19 protein-coding genes, 1 tRNA gene and 1 riboswitch are annotated in these 17,794 nt (G+C 60.6%); of the genes, 13 read left to right on the top strand and 7 right to left on the bottom strand.

The window, feature by feature from the left end:
* Positions 1-22: 22 nt before the first annotated feature.
* The gene (locus tag CHH27_RS26795) at positions 23-1,681 is read right to left on the bottom strand and encodes a lysine--tRNA ligase (protein ID WP_094075040.1); all 1,659 of its coding nucleotides are present in this window, start codon (positions 1,679-1,681) and stop codon (positions 23-25) included.
* A 214-nt stretch (positions 1,682-1,895) separates the two neighbouring features.
* Between CHH27_RS26795 and CHH27_RS26790 the strand changes: the two genes are divergently transcribed.
* The 3 genes from CHH27_RS26790 (at position 1,896) to CHH27_RS26780 (ending at position 3,943) form a co-directional block, all read left to right on the top strand.
* Positions 1,896-2,309: a tellurite resistance TerB family protein gene (locus tag CHH27_RS26790; RefSeq protein WP_094074311.1), complete on the top strand. Its 414-nt coding sequence runs from the start codon at positions 1,896-1,898 to the stop codon at positions 2,307-2,309.
* Positions 2,310-2,328: 19 nt separating this feature from the next.
* Positions 2,329-3,414: a S9 family peptidase gene (locus CHH27_RS26785; RefSeq protein WP_208988398.1), complete on the top strand. Its 1,086-nt coding sequence runs from the start codon at positions 2,329-2,331 to the stop codon at positions 3,412-3,414.
* A gap of 121 nt (positions 3,415-3,535) precedes the next feature.
* A complete protein-coding gene (locus CHH27_RS26780; RefSeq protein WP_094074310.1) occupies positions 3,536-3,943 on the top strand; it encodes a hypothetical protein in 408 nt (135 codons plus the stop codon).
* A gap of 12 nt (positions 3,944-3,955) precedes the next feature.
* Here CHH27_RS26780 and apaG read toward each other — a convergent pair whose 3' ends face one another.
* Positions 3,956-4,357: a Co2+/Mg2+ efflux protein ApaG gene (apaG, locus tag CHH27_RS26775; protein WP_094074309.1), complete on the bottom strand. Its 402-nt coding sequence runs from the start codon at positions 4,355-4,357 to the stop codon at positions 3,956-3,958.
* Positions 4,358-4,530: 173 nt separating this feature from the next.
* Between apaG and CHH27_RS26770 the strand changes: the two genes are divergently transcribed.
* A complete protein-coding gene (locus tag CHH27_RS26770; protein WP_094074308.1) occupies positions 4,531-5,142 on the top strand; it encodes a CDP-alcohol phosphatidyltransferase family protein in 612 nt (203 codons plus the stop codon).
* A gap of 7 nt (positions 5,143-5,149) precedes the next feature.
* On the opposite strand, the gene CHH27_RS26765 is transcribed toward CHH27_RS26770, so the two are convergent.
* Entirely contained in the window at positions 5,150-6,064 is a 915-nt protein-coding gene (locus CHH27_RS26765) for a LysR family transcriptional regulator (protein ID WP_198338309.1), read from the bottom strand.
* A gap of 93 nt (positions 6,065-6,157) precedes the next feature.
* Between CHH27_RS26765 and CHH27_RS26760 the strand changes: the two genes are divergently transcribed.
* Positions 6,158-6,772 carry a LysE family translocator gene (locus CHH27_RS26760; protein WP_094074306.1) on the top strand — a complete coding sequence of 205 codons (615 nt, stop codon included), beginning with the start codon at positions 6,158-6,160 and terminating at the stop codon, positions 6,770-6,772.
* Between the two features lie 707 nt (positions 6,773-7,479).
* On the opposite strand, the gene CHH27_RS26755 is transcribed toward CHH27_RS26760, so the two are convergent.
* A complete protein-coding gene (locus CHH27_RS26755; protein WP_094071493.1) occupies positions 7,480-7,992 on the bottom strand; it encodes an Hcp family type VI secretion system effector in 513 nt (170 codons plus the stop codon).
* Positions 7,993-9,193: 1,201 nt separating this feature from the next.
* The gene (locus CHH27_RS26750) at positions 9,194-10,393 is read right to left on the bottom strand and encodes an O-succinylhomoserine sulfhydrylase (RefSeq protein ID WP_094075038.1); all 1,200 of its coding nucleotides are present in this window, start codon (positions 10,391-10,393) and stop codon (positions 9,194-9,196) included.
* 44 nt (positions 10,394-10,437) lie between these two features.
* Positions 10,438-10,517, bottom strand: a riboswitch (SAM riboswitch).
* Between the two features lie 128 nt (positions 10,518-10,645).
* Between CHH27_RS26750 and CHH27_RS26745 the strand changes: the two genes are divergently transcribed.
* The 5 genes from CHH27_RS26745 to CHH27_RS28565 all read left to right on the top strand — a co-directional run bounded on the left by CHH27_RS26745 (position 10,646) and on the right by CHH27_RS28565 (position 14,313).
* Entirely contained in the window at positions 10,646-11,782 is a 1,137-nt protein-coding gene (locus CHH27_RS26745; RefSeq protein ID WP_094074305.1) for a 2'-deoxycytidine 5'-triphosphate deaminase, read from the top strand.
* 53 nt (positions 11,783-11,835) lie between these two features.
* Positions 11,836-12,309, top strand: coding sequence for a hypothetical protein (locus CHH27_RS28010; protein ID WP_094074304.1), 474 nt, complete (start codon positions 11,836-11,838; stop codon positions 12,307-12,309).
* The gene (locus CHH27_RS26735) at positions 12,254-12,847 is read left to right on the top strand and encodes a YigZ family protein (RefSeq protein WP_094074303.1); all 594 of its coding nucleotides are present in this window, start codon (positions 12,254-12,256) and stop codon (positions 12,845-12,847) included. Before CHH27_RS28010 ends, CHH27_RS26735 begins: the two co-directional genes overlap by 56 nt.
* A 643-nt stretch (positions 12,848-13,490) precedes the next feature.
* Entirely contained in the window at positions 13,491-14,078 is a 588-nt protein-coding gene (locus CHH27_RS26725) for a hypothetical protein (protein ID WP_094074301.1), read from the top strand.
* A gap of 112 nt (positions 14,079-14,190) precedes the next feature.
* Entirely contained in the window at positions 14,191-14,313 is a 123-nt protein-coding gene (locus tag CHH27_RS28565) for a hypothetical protein (RefSeq protein WP_256386410.1), read from the top strand.
* 5 nt (positions 14,314-14,318) lie between these two features.
* Here the strand turns inward: CHH27_RS28565 and CHH27_RS26720 are convergent, their stop codons facing one another.
* Complete coding sequence (locus CHH27_RS26720; protein WP_094074300.1) at positions 14,319-15,119, bottom strand: ion transporter; 801 nt, start codon at positions 15,117-15,119, stop codon at positions 14,319-14,321.
* A gap of 186 nt (positions 15,120-15,305) precedes the next feature.
* Between CHH27_RS26720 and CHH27_RS26715 the strand changes: the two genes are divergently transcribed.
* Positions 15,306-15,379: transfer RNA gene (locus CHH27_RS26715), tRNA-Gly, on the top strand.
* A 24-nt stretch (positions 15,380-15,403) separates the two neighbouring features.
* Here CHH27_RS26715 and CHH27_RS26710 read toward each other — a convergent pair.
* Positions 15,404-15,631, bottom strand: coding sequence for a DUF1127 domain-containing protein (locus CHH27_RS26710; RefSeq protein ID WP_094074299.1), 228 nt, complete (start codon positions 15,629-15,631; stop codon positions 15,404-15,406).
* Positions 15,632-15,778: 147 nt separating this feature from the next.
* Between CHH27_RS26710 and CHH27_RS26705 the strand changes: the two genes are divergently transcribed.
* Positions 15,779-16,225: an Lrp/AsnC family transcriptional regulator gene (locus CHH27_RS26705; RefSeq protein WP_157739116.1), complete on the top strand. Its 447-nt coding sequence runs from the start codon at positions 15,779-15,781 to the stop codon at positions 16,223-16,225.
* Between the two features lie 701 nt (positions 16,226-16,926).
* Positions 16,927-17,790 carry a transporter substrate-binding domain-containing protein gene (locus tag CHH27_RS26700; protein ID WP_208988397.1) on the top strand — a complete coding sequence of 288 codons (864 nt, stop codon included), beginning with the start codon at positions 16,927-16,929 and terminating at the stop codon, positions 17,788-17,790.
* Positions 17,791-17,794 lie beyond the last annotated feature (4 nt).

The raw sequence follows: 17,794 nt of genomic DNA, 5'->3' as shown, positions 1-17,794 counted from the left end.
CCTCTGAAACATCGGGACTGGGTCAGGCTGCCAGTTCGCCGGCCAGAGCCTTGCGGATCATCTCGCGGGTTTCGGCAATGCCGTAAAGCGCCACGAAGGAGCCGAAGCGCGGGCCCTTTTCCTGACCAAGCAGCAGCTGATAGAGCGCCGAGAACCAGGCGACCGAAACGCCCGGGCCACCATCCGGGCCCTTCTTGTTCGGGTCCTGGTAGCGCTCGATGGCGCGGGCGACGTCCAGAACACCGTCCTGAATGGCCGCACCATCTGCATCCGCAGGCAGGGAAGCAAGCTTGGCATCGAGCTGTTCCAGTGCCGAGCGTTCGATCTCGTCCGGCGTCTTGAACGACTTGGTCGGCTTGACGAAATCGTCGAAGTAGCGGATCGCATAACCGACCAGGGCATCGAGCGCCGGGTGCGTTTCAGCGGTTACGCCCGGTGCATAGCGCGAGATGAACGCCCAGAGCACGTCCTTGTTCTCCGCGTTGGAGGCGGAGACCAGGTTGAGCAGCATGGCAAACGGTACCGGCATGTCGATCTTCGGGATGTCACCCGAATGGATATGCCAGGCCGGGTTCTGCAGCTTCTGCTCCACCGGCATCTGCTCGTATTTCTGGACAAAGGTGTAGTATTCGTCCACCGCCTTCGGGATGACGTCGAAATAGAGCTTCTTCGCCGTTTTCGGCTTCTGGTAATTGTAGAGCGCCAGACTTTCCGGCGAGGCATAGGTCAGCCACTCGTCGATGGTCAGGCCGTTGCCCTTGGACTTGGAGATCTTCTCCCCCTTGTCGTCCAGGAACAGCTCATAGACGTAGTGTTCCGGTGCCTTGCCGCCCAGGATGTTGCAGATCTTGTCGTAGATCGGCGCGTTGGTCATGTGATCCTTGCCGAACATCTCGAAATCGACGTCAAGGGCCGCCCAGCGCATGCCGAAATCCGGCTTCCACTGCAGCTTCACATTGCCGCCGGTGACCGGCAGCGTGATGTCTTCACCCGTCTCGTCCTCGAAGGTGACGGTGCCGTCCTTCGGGTTGACGTCCTTCATCGGCACATAGAGTACACGGCCGGATGTCGGCGAGATCGGCAGGAAGGGCGAATAGGTCGCCTGGCGCTCCGCGCCGAGGGTCGGCAGCATCACGTCCATGATCTTCTGGTACTTTTCCGTCGCTTTGATCAGGACATCGTCGAACTTGCCGGCCTTGTAGTATTCGGTTGCGCTGGCGAACTCGTAGTCGAAGCCGAACGTATCAAGGAAGCGACACAACATGGCGTTGTTATGCGCGGCAAAGCTCTCGTAGTCGCCGCCGAACGGGTTCGGTACGGCGCTGAGCGGCATCTGCAGATAGGGTTCCAGCGCGGCCCGGTCCGGAACATTTTCCGGGATCTTGCGCATGCCGTCCATATCGTCGGAAAAGCTCAGGAGCCGCGTCGGGATCTTGTCTTCGGTGAGCAGGCGGAAGGCCGTGCGCACCATGGTCGTGCGCAGCACCTCGCCGAAGGTACCGATATGCGGCAGGCCGGACGGACCGTAGCCCGTCTCGAACAGAACCGGTTTGCCCGGATCCCGCTTTTCGATCCGTTTGACCAGTTTTCGCGCTTCTTCGAACGGCCAGGCTTTCGATTTCCGGGCCGCCTCGACAAAGTCTTGCGAAAGGTCAAGCGGAGGCAGGGATTGGTCGGTCATTTTGGATTTCGTTCTGTTCATGGGATTGGTTGGATTGCAGCTCAGGCAGGTTTTTGTGTCTTCCTGCCAATTGCTGCGGCGCGACACTAGATCAAGCCGCATGCATGTGCAATCACATGTCGCAAGCCCGTGACTTGATGCTTGCCGTGCAAGCCTATAAACCGGGCGTTCAATTTGCCCTGGAACCGGCGCCACTGGAGAATGAATTGTGTCTATGAATGAGCCCATCAGCGTTCAGGAAGCCCTCATCTACGTGATGGTCATCGTTTCGGCGTCGGACAATGAAATGACCGACATGGAACTCGCCACCATCGGCGACGTCGTCAAGATGCTGCCGGTCTTTGACGGCTATGACGGCAGCCGGATCATTCCCGCCGCCCAGCGCTGCGGCGACATCCTGCAGGAAGAAAACGGTCTGCAGCTGGTGCTGGAGCTTGTTGGCGACGTGCTGCCGCACAAACTTTACGACACAGCCTATGCGCTGGCGGTTGAAGTCGCGGCAGCCGATCTCCATGTTGAGCAGGAAGAGCTGCGCATCCTGCAGTTGCTGCGGGACCGCTTCAAGCTCGACAAGCTCACCATCGCTGCGATCGAGCGCAGCGCGATTGCCCGCCACCGGTCAGCCTGACCACATCGGAGCGCATTGATTGAAACGTAGAAGGCTCGTTTTCTGGGCCGGGACAGCTATTGCCCTTGTCCTGGTCCTGTTCATCCTCGCCTTCGAGGGTCTGGAAGATTTCGACTTTTCCGAATACCGGACCCGGCCATTAAGTTTCAGCTTCAAGGACATGTCCGTCGTCGGCACGCTGCATCTGCCCGAGGCCGAAACGTCCGCCGTTGTTCTCTTGGTCCATGGCGACGGTCCGGCGGACCGCTATAGCGGCGGCGGTTACATGCCGATGATCAGCGCACTTCTGGACAGTGGCATTGCGGTCTATTCCTGGGACAAGCCGGGTATTGGCCAGAGCTCCGGCGACTGGCTGGCCTTTTCCATGACCGACAGGGCCGGCCTTGCCACCGCCGCCCTTGAGGCCGTGAGGGCACAGCCGGAACTGGCCCGGGCGCCCACCGGCTTTGTCGGCCTCTCGCAAGGCGGCTGGGTGGTGCCGATCCTGGCAAAGGAACCGGCACAGGCGGATTTCTTTGTCATCATTGGCGGCGCGGTCAACTGGCTGCGGCAGGGTGCCTATCTCACGCGGCGCCGGCTGGAACGCGAGGGTGCTTCCCCGGAAGACATTGACGCCGCACTGCAGGCGACAGCTGCCGGCAACAAGCACCTTCTCTCCGAAGGCTACAGCTACCAAACCTATCTTTCCGACACCCGTTCGGGGACACCCATGTCCGAAGCGCGGTTCGGGTTTGTGCTGAAAAACGCACTTGCCGATTCCGGCAAGGACCTGGTTCAGGTCAAAGCTCCCGTCCTGACCTTGCATGGCAGCGACGATCTCAATGTCGATCCAGACTATAATTCGGACCGCTACCGCCAGATCCTGCAGGACCGTAACGTCGCCAACAGCTCCCTCGTCATTGCGGACGGCACCCATGCGCTGTTGAGGGCGTCGTTGTTCAATCAGCAAACGGAAGGTGACATGCCGGCCTGGTCGAAGCTGGCTTTTGCCATCCTTGGCCGCGAAGCCTATGCGCCCGGGGCCCTAGATATTCTGAGTAACTGGATCAATGACCAGGCCTCGGCCGGCTCCAGACAAAGCGCATCCGCAGATCGTTCAAATTGAAGCGAATTTGTTTGCCCTTCCCTAAAGCCCGCTGACCTATGACCGACATCGGGGGAGCGGTGTCCTGGCAACGACCTGAGGGTCTGCCACCACGCTCATCAACGTGCTGTGGGAAGGTTGCATGAACGGACAGGCTTTCGGGGATCAGGTCAGCATTCGCTATCCGCTGCGGCGGCACCGGCAACAGGCTCCGGTACGCCGGTATCGGCCGGCAACGGAAATGCGCCGGATCCGCGTTCACAGCGGCCCCAGGCCGGTCAACTGGGGCGCGCGCATGCTGATTGCCTTTGCAGGCTTTGTCTGCGGCCTGGCAGCCGACAGTCTGGTGACCTTCGCCGAAGACCATTTTCACCTGGCCAAGAACACCGATCCGGACCTGTTTGCCATTGTGCTTGGCACCGGCTTTGCCGGTCACGGTCTCTATCTGGTCTTCGGGACTCTGGCGGTGACGCTTCTGACGGCCTTCAATCGCCGCAAGTGGATCCTCTGGCTTCTGATCGGCTTTGTCGGCGGGCTGTTCAGCATCTGAGCGCAGACGCGCTCAGTTCAGGCTGTGAACCGCATCCGGAAGGTCCAGGGAAAAGGCCGGGATCATGACGTCGAAGCGCGAACCGTCCGGGCGCTCCATTGAATAGGATCCGGCCATGATGCCGCTCTCGGTCGAGAGCGGACAATGCGAGGAATACTCGTAGGTCTCGCCGGGCTCGATCACCGGCTGCTCTCCGACCACACCCTCGCCGCTGACCTCTTCCTGGCGTCCCATGGCGTCCGTGATCTGCCAGTAACGTGTTTTCAGCTGGACCGGTTCGCTGCCGCCATTGTGGATCTCGACCATATAGGCCCAGATAAAGGAGCGCTCATCCGGCTGCGATTCATCGTCCAGATAAAACGGCTCGACCGAAACCTCGATCCCATGGGTTATGGCACTGTAACTGCCCGACACGATTGTTCCTTTTGCCTTCAGGCCAGGGTGTGAACCCGAATGTTCCGGAGGCGCTTATAGGGCGAATGACACAAGCGTGAAAGGGGGTTGTTCGTTCAAGGGCCGGATTCGCTTGTGATTTGCAGAGGGATTTTGCATGTAGGCGGCACAAACTCACAAAAAGCCGAAGCCCCATGTTCGATGCCCGCCTGCGCCCCTTGATCAATCCGCCGCTCAACGAGCTGGGACGGCTTGTCGCCGGCATCGGAATTGGCGCCAACACCGTCACCATCTGCGGTTTTGCAATGGGCATGGGCGCAGCGATTGCCATTGCCTGCGGCCAGTTCCTGCTCGGCTTCTTTCTGATCGCTCTCAACCGTTTAGCCGACGGCCTCGATGGTGCGGTTGCCCGCGCCAACCACAAGACCGATCTTGGCGGCTATCTGGACATCACGCTCGACTTCTTCTTCTACGGGGCCATTCCCCTGGCGTTTGCCGTGCAGAATCCGGAGGCCAATGCACTGGCCGCAACGGTGCTGCTGGCGAGCTTCTACGCCAATGGCTCGGCCTTCCTGGCCTTTGCCATCATGGCGGAAAAGAACCGGCTCTCGACCACGGCGCAAGGCTCGAAATCGCTTTATTACATCGGCGGTCTCGCGGAAGGTGCAGAAACCATTGCGCTTTTCCTTCTGATGGCCCTTGTACCAGACTGGTTCCCGGTGCTGGCCTGGGGGTTTGCAGCGATCTGTTTTCTCTCAGCAGGTGCCCGGTTGCTCATCGGGGTGAAGGCCCTGCGGAAGTCCTGAGATCCCGTCACCCGGGGTCAGGCCCCAGGAGTTCCAACCGGCTACAGAACTGCCAGAATGTGTCCGGCGCATGCGCACGAAATGGTCTGCCGGTCCGCGCAAAGCCGATCGTTCTGGGGACGGTCGGATGAAGTGGCACCACATGGCACCTGCCGCTCACATCAGGCAGCGCTTGTTCCGCAATGATGGAGACACCAAGCCCGGCCTGCACAAGGGCCACGATCGAATTCACTTGCAGGATCGTGTGCGTTATCCGGGGCCTGATGCCGGCTTGCGCGAACCAGCGCTCCACCAACGGTCCGCTGCCCCCCTTCGTCAAGATGAACGGATCGTCTGCAAGGTCCGCGGCGGTCAGTTGCCGCCTGGACATCAGCGCATGACCTAGCGGCAGCAACGCCACCAGCTTGTCGGCGGTGATCGGCAAGACCTCGAATGTCTCGTTCACCTCGATTGACAGGATCGCCACATCCACAAGGCCCTCCGCCAACACCTTGCGTAGTTCGTCGTCTGGAAATTCCTGAACCTCCAAGGAAATTCCAGGGTGCTTGCGGGCGAAGGCCGCCAGGGTTTTCGGCAGGATGTGGAAGGAGGCCGACGACCCGAAGGACCCGAGCCGCACCGTGCCGCGGCGGTTGCTCCGGGCATCCTCCAGTGCCCCCAGGGCCTGGCTTTGCGCCAGGTCGGACTGGCGGGCGAAGCGGGCCAGCGCTTCACCTTCTTCGGTGAGTCTCAATGGCCTTGCACCGCGCTGCAAGAGACTGAGACCAAAACGTGCTTCCAGCTGGGCAATCCCCTTGCTGACCGCGGGCTGCGTGACACCAAGTGTCTCGGCAGCTTCCGAAACACTGCCGGTCCGGCCAATCAGATCGAGGGCACGGGCAACGGTCAGCGGAAGATCTTGGGAGCCGGGAAGTGTTTTCATAACTCTCAGTAATTTTTTTATGACATTCATTTCTGATAGAAATGCCACGAATACACCCTCCCGTCATGTCCTTCCTTTCGTATCGTGGTAGAAATGTCCCTTGAAACCTATCTGGCCTTTATGGCCGCCGCGCTGATCCTCACCATGAGCCCCGGCCCCAGCATCCTGCTCGGCATGGTGCACGCGTTGCATTTCGGGTCAAAGAGGACGCTTTTCACAGCCCTGGGCGACATCACCGCCAACCTCATCCAGATGCTTCTGGTGGCGATCGGCCTGGGCGTCCTGATAGCCAATTCGCTGTTCGCCTTTCAGTTGCTGAAATGGGGCGGGGTCATCGTTCTGATCTGTATGAGCCTCAGGATGCTGCGCGCAGCGCCAGCATCAGCAGGACCGGGAACACCGGATGTGCCCTCTTCCCGCCCGGCCCGCTTGTTCCTGTCCGGTTTTCTGGTGGCCTTCGGCAACCCGAAGGCCCTTGTCTTCTTCACGGCCTTCTTTCCGCAGTTCATCGACCCGACAGCAGATCTCGGCCCGCAACTGCTCCTGATGTGCCCGACCATGGCGGCGCTCGATTTCGCCTTTGTCATGCTCTACGCAGCTGGCGCTCGCGCTGCCTTCGGGTTTTTGCGGGCGCATCCGGGTTTGCTCAACAAGGTCGGCGGCACTGCCTTGATGGGCGCCGCCGGCTTCCTGGCCTTCGCCAGGTAGAACCCGGCTCGAGACCCATGTCAGCGCAATCGGCAAATCGATCAAGGTGTTCCGGTGAACGGGTCTCGCAAGGCTCGCCCGGGGCGACACGGGAGGGGAGACCCTTTCACGGCCCCCCTCCCCAACTCTCGATGTCTTACCTGCAACGCCAAGCCCCCAATGTCACCCCGGCCGCAGCGAAGCGGAGAGCAGGGGCCTACTCGCAGATCCGCTTGCTGAGGGGAGCAAGAAGGGCTGAGAAGCGCAGCCATGCCCTTTGAAGATCCCAATGCTCTGGCAACGAGTAGGCCCTGGGTCTCGCAAAGCTCGCCCGGGGTGACACGGGAGGGGAGGCCGATTTCTCCAAAGGCAGTTGAAAATGAGGGCACGACAGCAAGTTAGTGCGCCCCAACTCCCCGTCATCCTTGCAGCACCATTCCCCCAATGTCACCCCGGCCGAAGCGAAGCGGAGAGCCGGGGCCTACTCGCAGATCCGCTTGCTGAGGGGGAGAAAGAAGGGCAGAGAAGCGCAGCCACTCCCTTCTGAAAATCCGACCACTCTGCAAGTGAGTAGGCCCCGGGTCTCGCGTTGCTCGCCCGGGGTGACACGGAAGGGAAGGCAAAGAAAAACCGCCCGGTCGCAGAACCGGGCGGTTTGAGCCGGCAGGAGGGGCACCCTGTCCGACAGGTGGGCTGCGTTGCAGGTCGCAGCCCGGAGGCGTTTTGTCTTAGGTGACTGGGGCGCGGTAGTCGTCGGACGCGCTGGTGCCAGCCTTTTCGTGGGTCCAGTCACACTTGCGGTAGGTGAAGGACCACTTGTCAGTGTCGCCGCGGGAGGCGTTGGCTTCGTCATTGACGTCCGGCAGGATCGTCTTGCCTTCCACCAGAACCGCGTCTTCAAACTTGATCGTGTAGTAGTGTTCCTGAACACCTGAGGTCGAGGTGCGCCAGAACTGGACTTCGATTTCCAGGCTCTCGCCGGTGGCCAGGGCCTGCCACAGCAATGGCGTTGCCTTGTCGACCGGCTTCATGAAGGTGGTCGGCATGTGGCGGCGGGTGGCGATGATCGAACCGGATTGCGGATCACGGGGCACGATGGCGTTCTGTTCGAAGGCATAGACGAGGGATTCGCCTTCATGGCCTTCCTGCCACAGGTTGCCGATGCTGTCGGCGGTGGTTGCGTCGGACGTCATGTCGCCCTGGGTTGCGCCCTTGATGGTGATGTAAGCGATGTTGGACATTTTGAAATCTCCTGGCTGGCTGTGCGTTCAGTGAGTGTCTGTTCTTGTTGTTGACTTCCGGGGCTCGTTGTCTGGAGCCGATGGGGAGAGAATTGCAACGGGTGTGCCAACTTGCCGAGAATTCGTGATGTCATTGTTTTCGCAACGGAAATTCTCTCCCCAGCGAAAGTGTTAAAATATGGAACTGTGCAGTTTTCTGCACAGTCGCCTCCGGACTGCGAAGAAACACGCGCAGGCAAAGTGTGACGAACATCACAAAACGGGTTTTAGGAGGGGCAAGTGAGGGGATGGCGGCGGAGTTTTTGCAGGATCGAGAGGTCGTATTGACGATCCACAGCCCTTGCATTGTGGTCGGGTGTGCAGGCTTGCTCCCACTAGACCGCCTCAAAAGCAGCCTTCGTAAAGGTTCAGACTTAACCACCGGTGTCACCCCGGCCGCAGCGCAGCGAAGAGCCGGGGCCCACTCGCTGCTCTGCTTGCTGAAGCGCAGGCATTCAAATTTCTGCGGATCCGCTGTGCGAAGTGACCAAGCGCTCTGCAAACGAGTAGGCCCCGGGTCTCGCCAAGCTCGCCCGGGGTGACACCGGAGGAGACGGGCCAGCAACAACTAAACTGCTCTCACAAGTTCTTCATCCTGCAGCATTTCCTCGGTGTCACCCCGGCCGAAGCGCAGCGGAGAGCCGGGGCCTACTCGCAGGGCTGTTTGCTGAAGCGCAAGACACCAAGAATTCTGCGGAGGCTCCCTGCGAAGTGACCAGGCGCTCTGGCAATGAGTAGGCCCCGGGTCTCGCGCAGCTCGCCCGGGGTGACACCGGAGGGACGGCCTGGCGAAGTGGGACCGGCAATATTAGGCCACTTGTTCAGCTCTGCTCAAAGTGGTGCGGCCTTCGCACCTGTGTCACCCCGGCCGCAGCGCAGCGGAGAGCCGGGGCCTACTCGCAGACCCGCTTGCTGAAGCGCAGGCATTCAAATTTCTGCGGATCCGCTCTGCGAGACGATCAGGCTCTCTGGCAACGAGTAGGCCCCGGGTCTCGCATCGCTCGCCCGGGGTGACACCGGAGGGGACAGCGTGGCGAGCGGGGAAAAACCCTAAAGGGGCGCGACGGGCCTTTCGGTTCTGGATAGTCCCGACAACTCGGCGCTCATGCCCTGAACCCGGTTCGACACGCGGCCCAAGTCACAATGCACGCCCCCCTTAAGCTCAGATCGCGCCGAGGGCCTTTTCGATGTCTTCCAGAAGATCGAGCGGGTCTTCCAGACCGATCGACAGCCGCAGGATGCCGTCGGAAATGTCGAGTTCGGCGCGGGCTTCCTCGCCGATTGACTGGTGGGTCGTCGTGGCCGGATGGGTGATCAGGCTCTTGGCATCCCCCAGATTGTTGGAGATCTTGATGATCTCAAGCGCATTGGTGAAGCGGAACGCCGCCTCCTTGCCGCCGTCGATTTCAAAGGCGACCATGGTGGAGCCGGCCTTCATCTGGCGTGCAACCACATCGGCCTGCGGGTGGTCAGCACGGCCCGGATAGATCAGCCGCGAGACCTTGGCCTGATCGGCCAGGAAGTCGGCCACCTGGCCGGCGCTTTCGGTCTGGCGCGCCACGCGCAGCGGCAGGGTTTCAAGGCCTTTCAAGAGCACCCAGGCGCTGAACGGGCTCATATGCGGGCCGGTGTGCTTGATGAAGGGCATCACCTCGTCGGTGATCCATTCCTCGTCGGACAGGACAACCCCGCCCAGGCAGCGGCCCTGGCCGTCAATATGCTTGGTGGCGGAATAGATGACGACATCCGCTCCGAGTTCAAGCGGCGACTGGTAGAGCGGCGTTGCAAAGACGTTGTCGACGATCAGGCGCGCACCACACTCCTTGGCGATGTCGGCGACGGCGGCAATGTCGATCACTTCCAGCGTCGGGTTGGTCGGGCTTTCCAGGAACATCGCCCGGGTGTTCGGCCGCACCGCAGCCTTCCACTGGTCGATGTCCGTACCGTCGACCAGCGTGCTTTCCACGCCGAAGCGCGGCAGCAGCGTTTCGCAGATATAGCGGCAGGAGCCGAACAGGGCCTTGGAGGCAATGACATGATCGCCCGCCTTGACGGAGGCCATCAGCGCCAGATTGACGGCGGCCATGCCGCTGGCCGTGCCGCGGGCAGCTTCCGCGCCTTCCAGTCCCTTGATCCGGTCTTCGAACATGGTGACGGTCGGGTTGGCATAGCGCGAGTAGACATAACCCGGATCGTCGCCGTTGAAGCGCGCCTCGGCGGCCTCCGCACCGGCATAGGTGAAGCCCTGCGTCAGGTAGATGGTCTCGGAGGTCTCACCAAAGGGCGACCGCATGGTGCCGCCATGCACCAGGCTGGTGGCAGGACGCCAGTTCTTGTTTCCGGTCTTGGTGGTCTCAGTCATGTCTTCCAGTGCTCCAAACGCAAAAAACCCCAGCCTCAAGACCGGGGTTCGCACCTCCGGCCTTTTTAGCAACTTGTTTAACGTGGCTGCAAGCCGGCCGGCCCAAATCACCACGAGGTGCGCTTCTCCTACGGGAAAACGCCGCGCCGGTCAATGTTCTTTGCCGAATTCTCGTCTGGCGCCGCAAAGCCTGTTGGCGCAGCGCGCCGCATCCGTTAAGGACGATAGAAGAGAATAAAGCAGGACAAAAAGATGAACGTGACAGCGGGCCAGACCTTGAACGGAAGCGCAACTCTCTCCGCCGAGGGGATCCTGCCCGAACGTATCATTGAGGCCATGTTCTCCGCCGGCGAGATCGCCGCCGCCCTGCCCCCGGTGGAGGGCCAGATCCAGCCCGCCAGTCTCGACCTGCGCCTCGGCCAGGTGGCCTACCGGGTGCGTGCCAGTTTCCTGCCCGGCCCGGAGATCAAGGTCGCCGACCGGCTGGAACAGCTGAAACTGCACACGGTCGATCTTTCCGAGGGTGCCGTTCTGGAGACCGGCTGTGTCTATATCGTGCCCCTGCAGGAAAGCCTGGCTCTGGCCGCCGACATTTCCGCGACCGCGAACCCGAAAAGCTCAACCGGCCGGCTCGACGTCTTCACCCGCGTCATCACCGACAACGGTCTCGCCTTCGACACCATCCCGGCCGGCTACACCGGCCCGCTCTACGCGGAAATCTCGCCGCTGACCTTCCCGATCCTGGTACGCTCGGGCTCACGCCTCAGCCAGATCCGCTTCCGCCGCGGCCAGTCCCTGATCGCCGACAGCGTCCTGGAAGAGGTGCACAAGACCCACACCCTGATGAGCGGCGGCAACGAGCGCATCGGCAATGGCGTGCAGCTTTCCATCGACCTGGAAGGCGATGGCGAGAACAGCCTGATCGGCTACCGCGCCAAACATCATTCCGGCCTGATCGATGTCGACAAGGTCGGCGCACAGGACCCGCTCGATTTCTGGGAGCCGATCTATCGGCGACAGCATGCCGAGCTGATCCTCGACCCGAATGCCTTCTACATCCTGGTCAGCCAGGAAGCTGTGCATGTGCCGCCGGATTATGCCGCTGAGATGGTGCCTTTCGACCCGCTGGTCGGCGAGTTCCGCGTTCACTATGCCGGCTTCTTCGATCCGGGCTTCGGCCACGCGGGCGCCGGCGGCATCGGCTCCAGAGCCGTTCTGGAAGTCCGCTCCCACGATGTGCCCTTCATCGTCGAACATGGCCAGACCATCGGCCGGCTCGTCTATGAACACATGGCCGAGAGGCCGCAGCGGCTTTATGGCGAGGGCATCGGCTCCAACTACCAGGGTCAGGCGCTGAAACTCTCCAAGCATTTCAGGGTCCCTGCATAACCTGACGCGGGAGAAAAAGCATTCGGACGAGAAGAACATTTTGGATCGCCCTGTTGTGCCTGGTCGGGCTGTTCGGTCTTCAGCTGACTTCTTCCTCCAACCAATTGTTCTCGATTGATACGGTTGTCCCCTCCGAAGTCTTCGAGCGCTTCTACTCGGAATTTGCGAGCTGCAGAGGACTTCCTTCGCAGATTTTGGAGGAGCTTAAGGAAAGTGGTCACAACCTCTTTCTTGGCGGGCGCTACAGCTGGTCAGAAGACAGCAACGAAATCACCGCGACCACACTGATCCTTCAAAATAGAAACATCTGCCACTGGAGCGAATGCAGAACCCATTTCTTCAAAGGCGATCCGCGGAAGGACACCTGCGAATATGCATTCACCATCCAGGCCTACAAGGGCATCGGTTTTACAGGGTCATTCCTTTTTGCAAACGATCAAATCTACAAACCAAGCTGCAACGTGTATTTCAATGGAAGCTGCTTCACAGGCGATACCACTCCCTGGTACCGGAGATACTTCTATTAAAACCGTCACAAGCGAATTCGAAGGTTTCCTGGAAGACCGGAAGTCGCGCTTTCTGGCGCATCTGGTGCCGCTGGACCTGTTCGAGCAGCGCCTGGAGGAGCTGCGCAAGGAACACCGGAAAGCCAACCACGTCGTCACCGCGCACAGACGCCTTCTGGACGATGGCCGCATCGAGGAAAGCGGCAAGGATGATGGCGAACCTGCCGGCACGTCCGGCATGCCCACCTTGCGGGTCCTGCAGGGTGCCGGCCTGATCAATTGCGCCGTCCTGATCGTGCGTTATTTCGGGGGAACCAAACTCGGTGGCGGCGGCCTCGCCCGCGCCTATGCCGGCGCGGCCCAGGACGCGATTGCAAATGCCGAGCTCGTTCCGTTTCAGAAGATGCTGGTGAAACAGGTCAGCGCGGACTTCGCCGCAAGCTCGGAGCTGGAACGCCGGATCGACGGCCTTGGTCTCACCGTGCTGTCACGCGACTACACCGAAGACGGTGTGACGCTGACGGTCGAAGGACCGGAAGAGGTCCTTGCCGCGCTTTAGGCCCGCGGCGGAGACTGTAGCCGATCCTTATCTGTTTTCAATTTGGTAGATTAGTCTTTGGAGATCTGCCCGCAAACGCAGGCTGCACCGCTTCTCCGGGTTACCCCGTTTGGGATCTGCTGCGCTCGAACGCAGGCAGGCCGGGCGCCTGCGTGTTTGACAAGGCGTCACGCTTCGATTGCCGGCCAGTTTTGTTCAGGTGTGAGAACGCGGTCAGCAGATCATGATCTCGTGTCCGCAGTGATACCAACTTTAAAAACATTCGAAAGTATCTATGATTCAGTCTGACAACAAAAAGAAGCACCTGGTGCAGACCCTTGATGCAGAAAAACCCGAACCATGTCCTGAGGTTTCTATCCTGCCTTTTGCTTATTCTGTTGCAAGTCGGCCCCCTCGGCAGAACGGTGCTTGCGGCGGACCTGGAAGTCATCATTCGAGACCCTTCGGCCTATGAAGACCGTCATGCCCGCTACATCAACGAGACCTTGGCAAAGGCTCTTCAAGAATCCGGTGTGCAGGCGCGCTTCGTCGTTGCGAGGTCAGACTTCAGCCGAAAGCGCCTGCTGCGCGAACTGATATCCGGCGAAAACATACATGTCGTTGCCCATGCCCCCGTCCCGGCTGGGAGGAGCAGCTTCTCACCGTGCGGGTTCCGCTGCACAAGGGGCTCCAGGGCATTCGCCTGTTCCTGATAAACAAGCGCGATCAGCAAGACCTGTCAGAGGTCAAGACGCTCAAGGACTTGCAACGTTTCCCAACCGGCTCTGGTGAGCAATGGTCCATCACACCCGTGTTGCGCGACAGCGGCTTTCATGTGGTCACGGCAGAAGGTCAGCGCGAACTTTACGAGATGCTGCGTCTCAGGCGGATGATCACGTTTGGTCGCGGTGTTTTTGAGATCTTCGAAGAACTGGAGAAATATGGCGCCGGATATCCCGAACTTGTCGTTGAAGACCACCTGGCCCTTTTTGTGCCGCTCCCGGTCTATTTCTTTGTCAGCCCCAGGCACCCGGAATTGGCCCGGCACATAGAAACCGGTTTGCAGCGCATGATCGAGGATGGCTCGTTCGACGAGCATTTTCTGAAGTACCACGGGGAGGATATCGAGAAGGCATCTCTTTCCCGCCGCACTCTGTTTCGCATACCGAACCCACACTTGAGCGCCAAGACACCGACTGAAAACTCGCCTCTTTGGTTCAATCCCTCTTTGCTGACGCAAGACCTGAACTAGCGACTGCTCTGGTTTGCCGGTTGGCACCCGACAACATCCGACGTCTCAAGACAATGATCGGCTGAGGGCTGTTCCAGCGTAAACGGTTGAACCCATCTCGCAGGAGCCCATCATGAAGCTGAACATCGCCCTGATCGTCCTTGCCCTTGCCTCAATGCTGGCCGGCTGCCAGTCCACCGGCTCCGGCGTGCCGGCGCCCGAGCCGCGCGAGTCCGAAGACCGTGGCGGCTACTGACCGGGTCAGGCCCGGGTGCGCTCGACCTCGGCGCGCAGCTGGCTGAGTTCCGCGCGCATGGCCTTGACCTCTTCCAGGATCAGGCCGGTCTCGTCGTGGATCGCCTGGCGGTTGGCATCGGCCTCCGCCTCGTGCTCCTCCTGCATCGCCGAGACGATGATACCGATGAAAAGGTTCAGCACCGTGAAGGCCGTGCACAGGATGAAAGGCACGAAGAACAGCCAGGAATAGGGGTATTGTTCCATCACCGGCCGGACGATGCCCATGGACCAGCTTTCCAGCGTCATGATCTGGAAGAGCGTATAGAGCGAGGCCCCGAGGTCGCCAAACCATTCGGGAAAGCTGGCGCCGAACAGTTTGGTCGCCATGACGCCGAACACATAAAAGACCAGTGCCATCAGGACGACAATCGAGCCCATGCCCGGCAAGGCAGCGATCAGGCCGCCAATCACGCGGCGGAGCGACGGCACCACGGAAATGAGCCGCAGCACACGCAGGATGCGCAGCGAGCGCAGCACGGCGAGCGGCCCGTTGGAGGGCAGCAGCGCGATCGCGACAATGGCGAAATCAAAAAGGCTCCAGGGATCGCGGAAGAACTTTGCACCGTGGGCAAAGAGGCGCAGGGCCAGCTCGATCACGAAGATGCCGAGAATGATCTGGTCGATCAGGACCAGGGCCGGGCCGATGCTGTTCATGACCGCATGGCTGGTTTCCAGCCCCAGCGTCACCGCATTCAGGACGATGATCCCGATGATGCAGAATTCCCATGTGCGCGACGTGACCAGCGCCTTGACCTGATTTCGCATAAAGCCGACCCGAATATCTAGAAGTTCCGGCGGCTTTCTGCCGCGCCGGGCGGAACATGGCGATTTCTCTGCCGCAGTGCAAGATCAAACCGAACCGGGAAAAGCCGTGATCCCCGGCGAAGCCTGCTTGACAGGCAAATAGGATCGGCGCAGAAAGCGGGCTCGGCCTTGACAGGGACCGGATCAGCGGGTGTAGCTCAATGGTAGAGCAGGAGCTTCCCAAGCTTAAGACGAGGGTTCGATTCCCTTCACCCGCTCCATTTTTTCTTCATCGATTTCGTGCATCACCGCCACCCCTCCTCGACCGGTGGGTTCCCTGGCACATCCGCCCGCGTCAGCCCGATATCTTCCAGAAGGTAATCCGGCAACTCGGACAGGTGCGCGCGGTCGCGGCGACGGCGCAGCAGGCGGGTGAGGGTTTCAAGGAAGTGCCCGAATGATCCCGCATTCCGAACGCCCCTGGGGGCCGTTGTTACAGTGAGAAGTCTCGGGGTCAGGGTCTGGTCGGTCATGGTCTTGCTCCTTCTTGGATCGATGCAACAAGCCTATGCAGCGCCGACGCGAACGGTGCGCAATTTTCTTGCGATTGAGAGAAATAATCGCATATACATCCATTTTCCGATAGTTTTTCACAAAACCTGCAATTGGAACCCGAATTCATGGATCTCGACGATTTCGATCATCAGCTGTTGCGGCTGCTCAGTCTGGATGCACGCCAGACCGGCAAGGAACTTTCCGAGAAAGTCGGCCTGTCGCCGGCGGCCTGCCTGCGCCGGGTGCAGCGGCTGCGGGAGATTGGGGCCATCCGGAAGGAGATCGCCATCCTGGCGCCTGAAGTGACCGGGACCACCGTCACCCTTCTGGCGATGCTGGAAATGGTGCGCGGTCAGCCGGAGCGGAACGCCCGCGCCCGCGAAAAGCTATTGAAGCTGCCGGAGGTGAAGAAGCTCTACCACGTCACCGGCAAGGCCGACCTGGTGCTCACCATCGAGTGCGCCTCCATGGAGGCCTATGCCGCTTTCACCGAACGGCATTTTTATGCCGAAGAGATCAAGGGCTTCGACACGATCGTCGTCCTGCGCTCCTATGATCCGGAAGTGGAATAGCGGACCAAAGCCTCAACACTCCATGGGTGTCACCCCGGACAAGCGCAGCGCAGATCCGGGGCCTACTCGAAGTGCAGCTTGCTGACGCCATGGGTGTTTTGCAGCACCGCCTCCCACCGGTTTCATAGCTCTGGAAACGAGTGGATCCCGGATCAAGTCCGGGATGACACTGAGGGGAAGGCGACGCTCCGGGGCCTACTCGCGGGGCCGCTTGCTGATGCCATGAGTGTTTCGCAGCAGCGCCTCCCACCGGTTCCATTGCTCTGGAAACGAGTGGGTCCCGGATCAAGTCCGGGATGACACTGAGGGGAAGGCAACGCTCCGGGGGCTGGCCCACGGATCGTAATCGCCTCTCCCTCTCTGATGTCATCAACTCATTGCGTTGATGGCAACTGGGAGACGGCAGCGCTCTGGTGTCACCCCGGACAAGCGCAGCGCGATCCGGGGCCTACTCGCGGGCCCACTTGCTGGCGCCATGAGTGTTCTGCGGCAACGCCTCCCACCGGTTCCATCGCTCTGGAAACGAGTGGGTCCCGGAGCAAGTCCGGGACGACACCCGAGGGGGAAGAGTTACAACAAGAAGTCTGATCACTTCGGGTCGCATCGGGCTGACAAGCCCCGCTTGTTCGCGATAGTCTTGAGGCAACGAATCCCGGTTCGCTGAAGCCGGACCTGATCAGACACGGAACGGACCCGGCCGCGTGCCCATTTCACGAGCTCTTTTCAAATTTCGCAAGCAACTGTGTGGCGGATTGCTGGCCCTTCTCCTGAGCGTGTCGGGCCAGGACGCATTTGCTCAGGAGCCGGATGTGCGCGTGCCGAATTTCTGGGACCCGAAGGCCGTTCATGACCGGCCGACCTCCATTCCGGACCGGATCCAGTTCCTGGCGATCGACCGCTATCCGCCGTTTGTCTTCCGCGATCCTCAAGGCCGCCTGACCGGCTTCAACGTCGATCTGGCCCGCGCGCTCTGCCAGGAGCTCGGCAGTTCCTGTGCGCTCAGGCTGAAGCTGTTCGACGTTCTGATAAAGGCGCTGGACGAGGAAGAAGGCGACGCGATCATTGCCGGTCTTTCCCGCAACCGGCCCGGTGCCGGTCAGCTCAACTTCACCGAAGACTATCTGAAACTGCCCGCCCGCTTCGTGGTGCTGACCGACGATCTGGAGAGCTTCGACGAGCAGGCGCTTGGCGGCAGGAAAATCGCGGTCGAGGCAGGCTCCCGTTTCGAGGCCTTTGCCGAGCGGTTCTTTCCCGATGCGGAGACCGTCAGCTTTGAAACCGCGCAGGACGCACGCGACGCCCTGAGGGCGGGCGAGGTGGATGCCCATTTCGGCGACGGGCTCAGCCTGTCTTTCTGGCTGCCGAGCGAGGCGGCGGAAAACTGTTGCAGCTTTGCCGGAGGCCCCTGGCTGGAACCGGGATATTTCGATGAAGGCATGGCGATTGCCACCCGCGCCGATGACCCGGAACGGGCCGCCGCCCTCACCTATGCCCTGCGCCAGTTGCACCAGAAGGGCATCTACCGCGAACTCTATCTGCGCTATTTCCCGCAAAGCTTTTATTGAAAAC

Source organism: Labrenzia sp. VG12 (assembly GCF_002237595.1).
GTDB lineage: Bacteria > Pseudomonadota > Alphaproteobacteria > Rhizobiales > Stappiaceae > Roseibium.
This window is presented reverse-complemented; position numbering and strand designations above follow the sequence as displayed.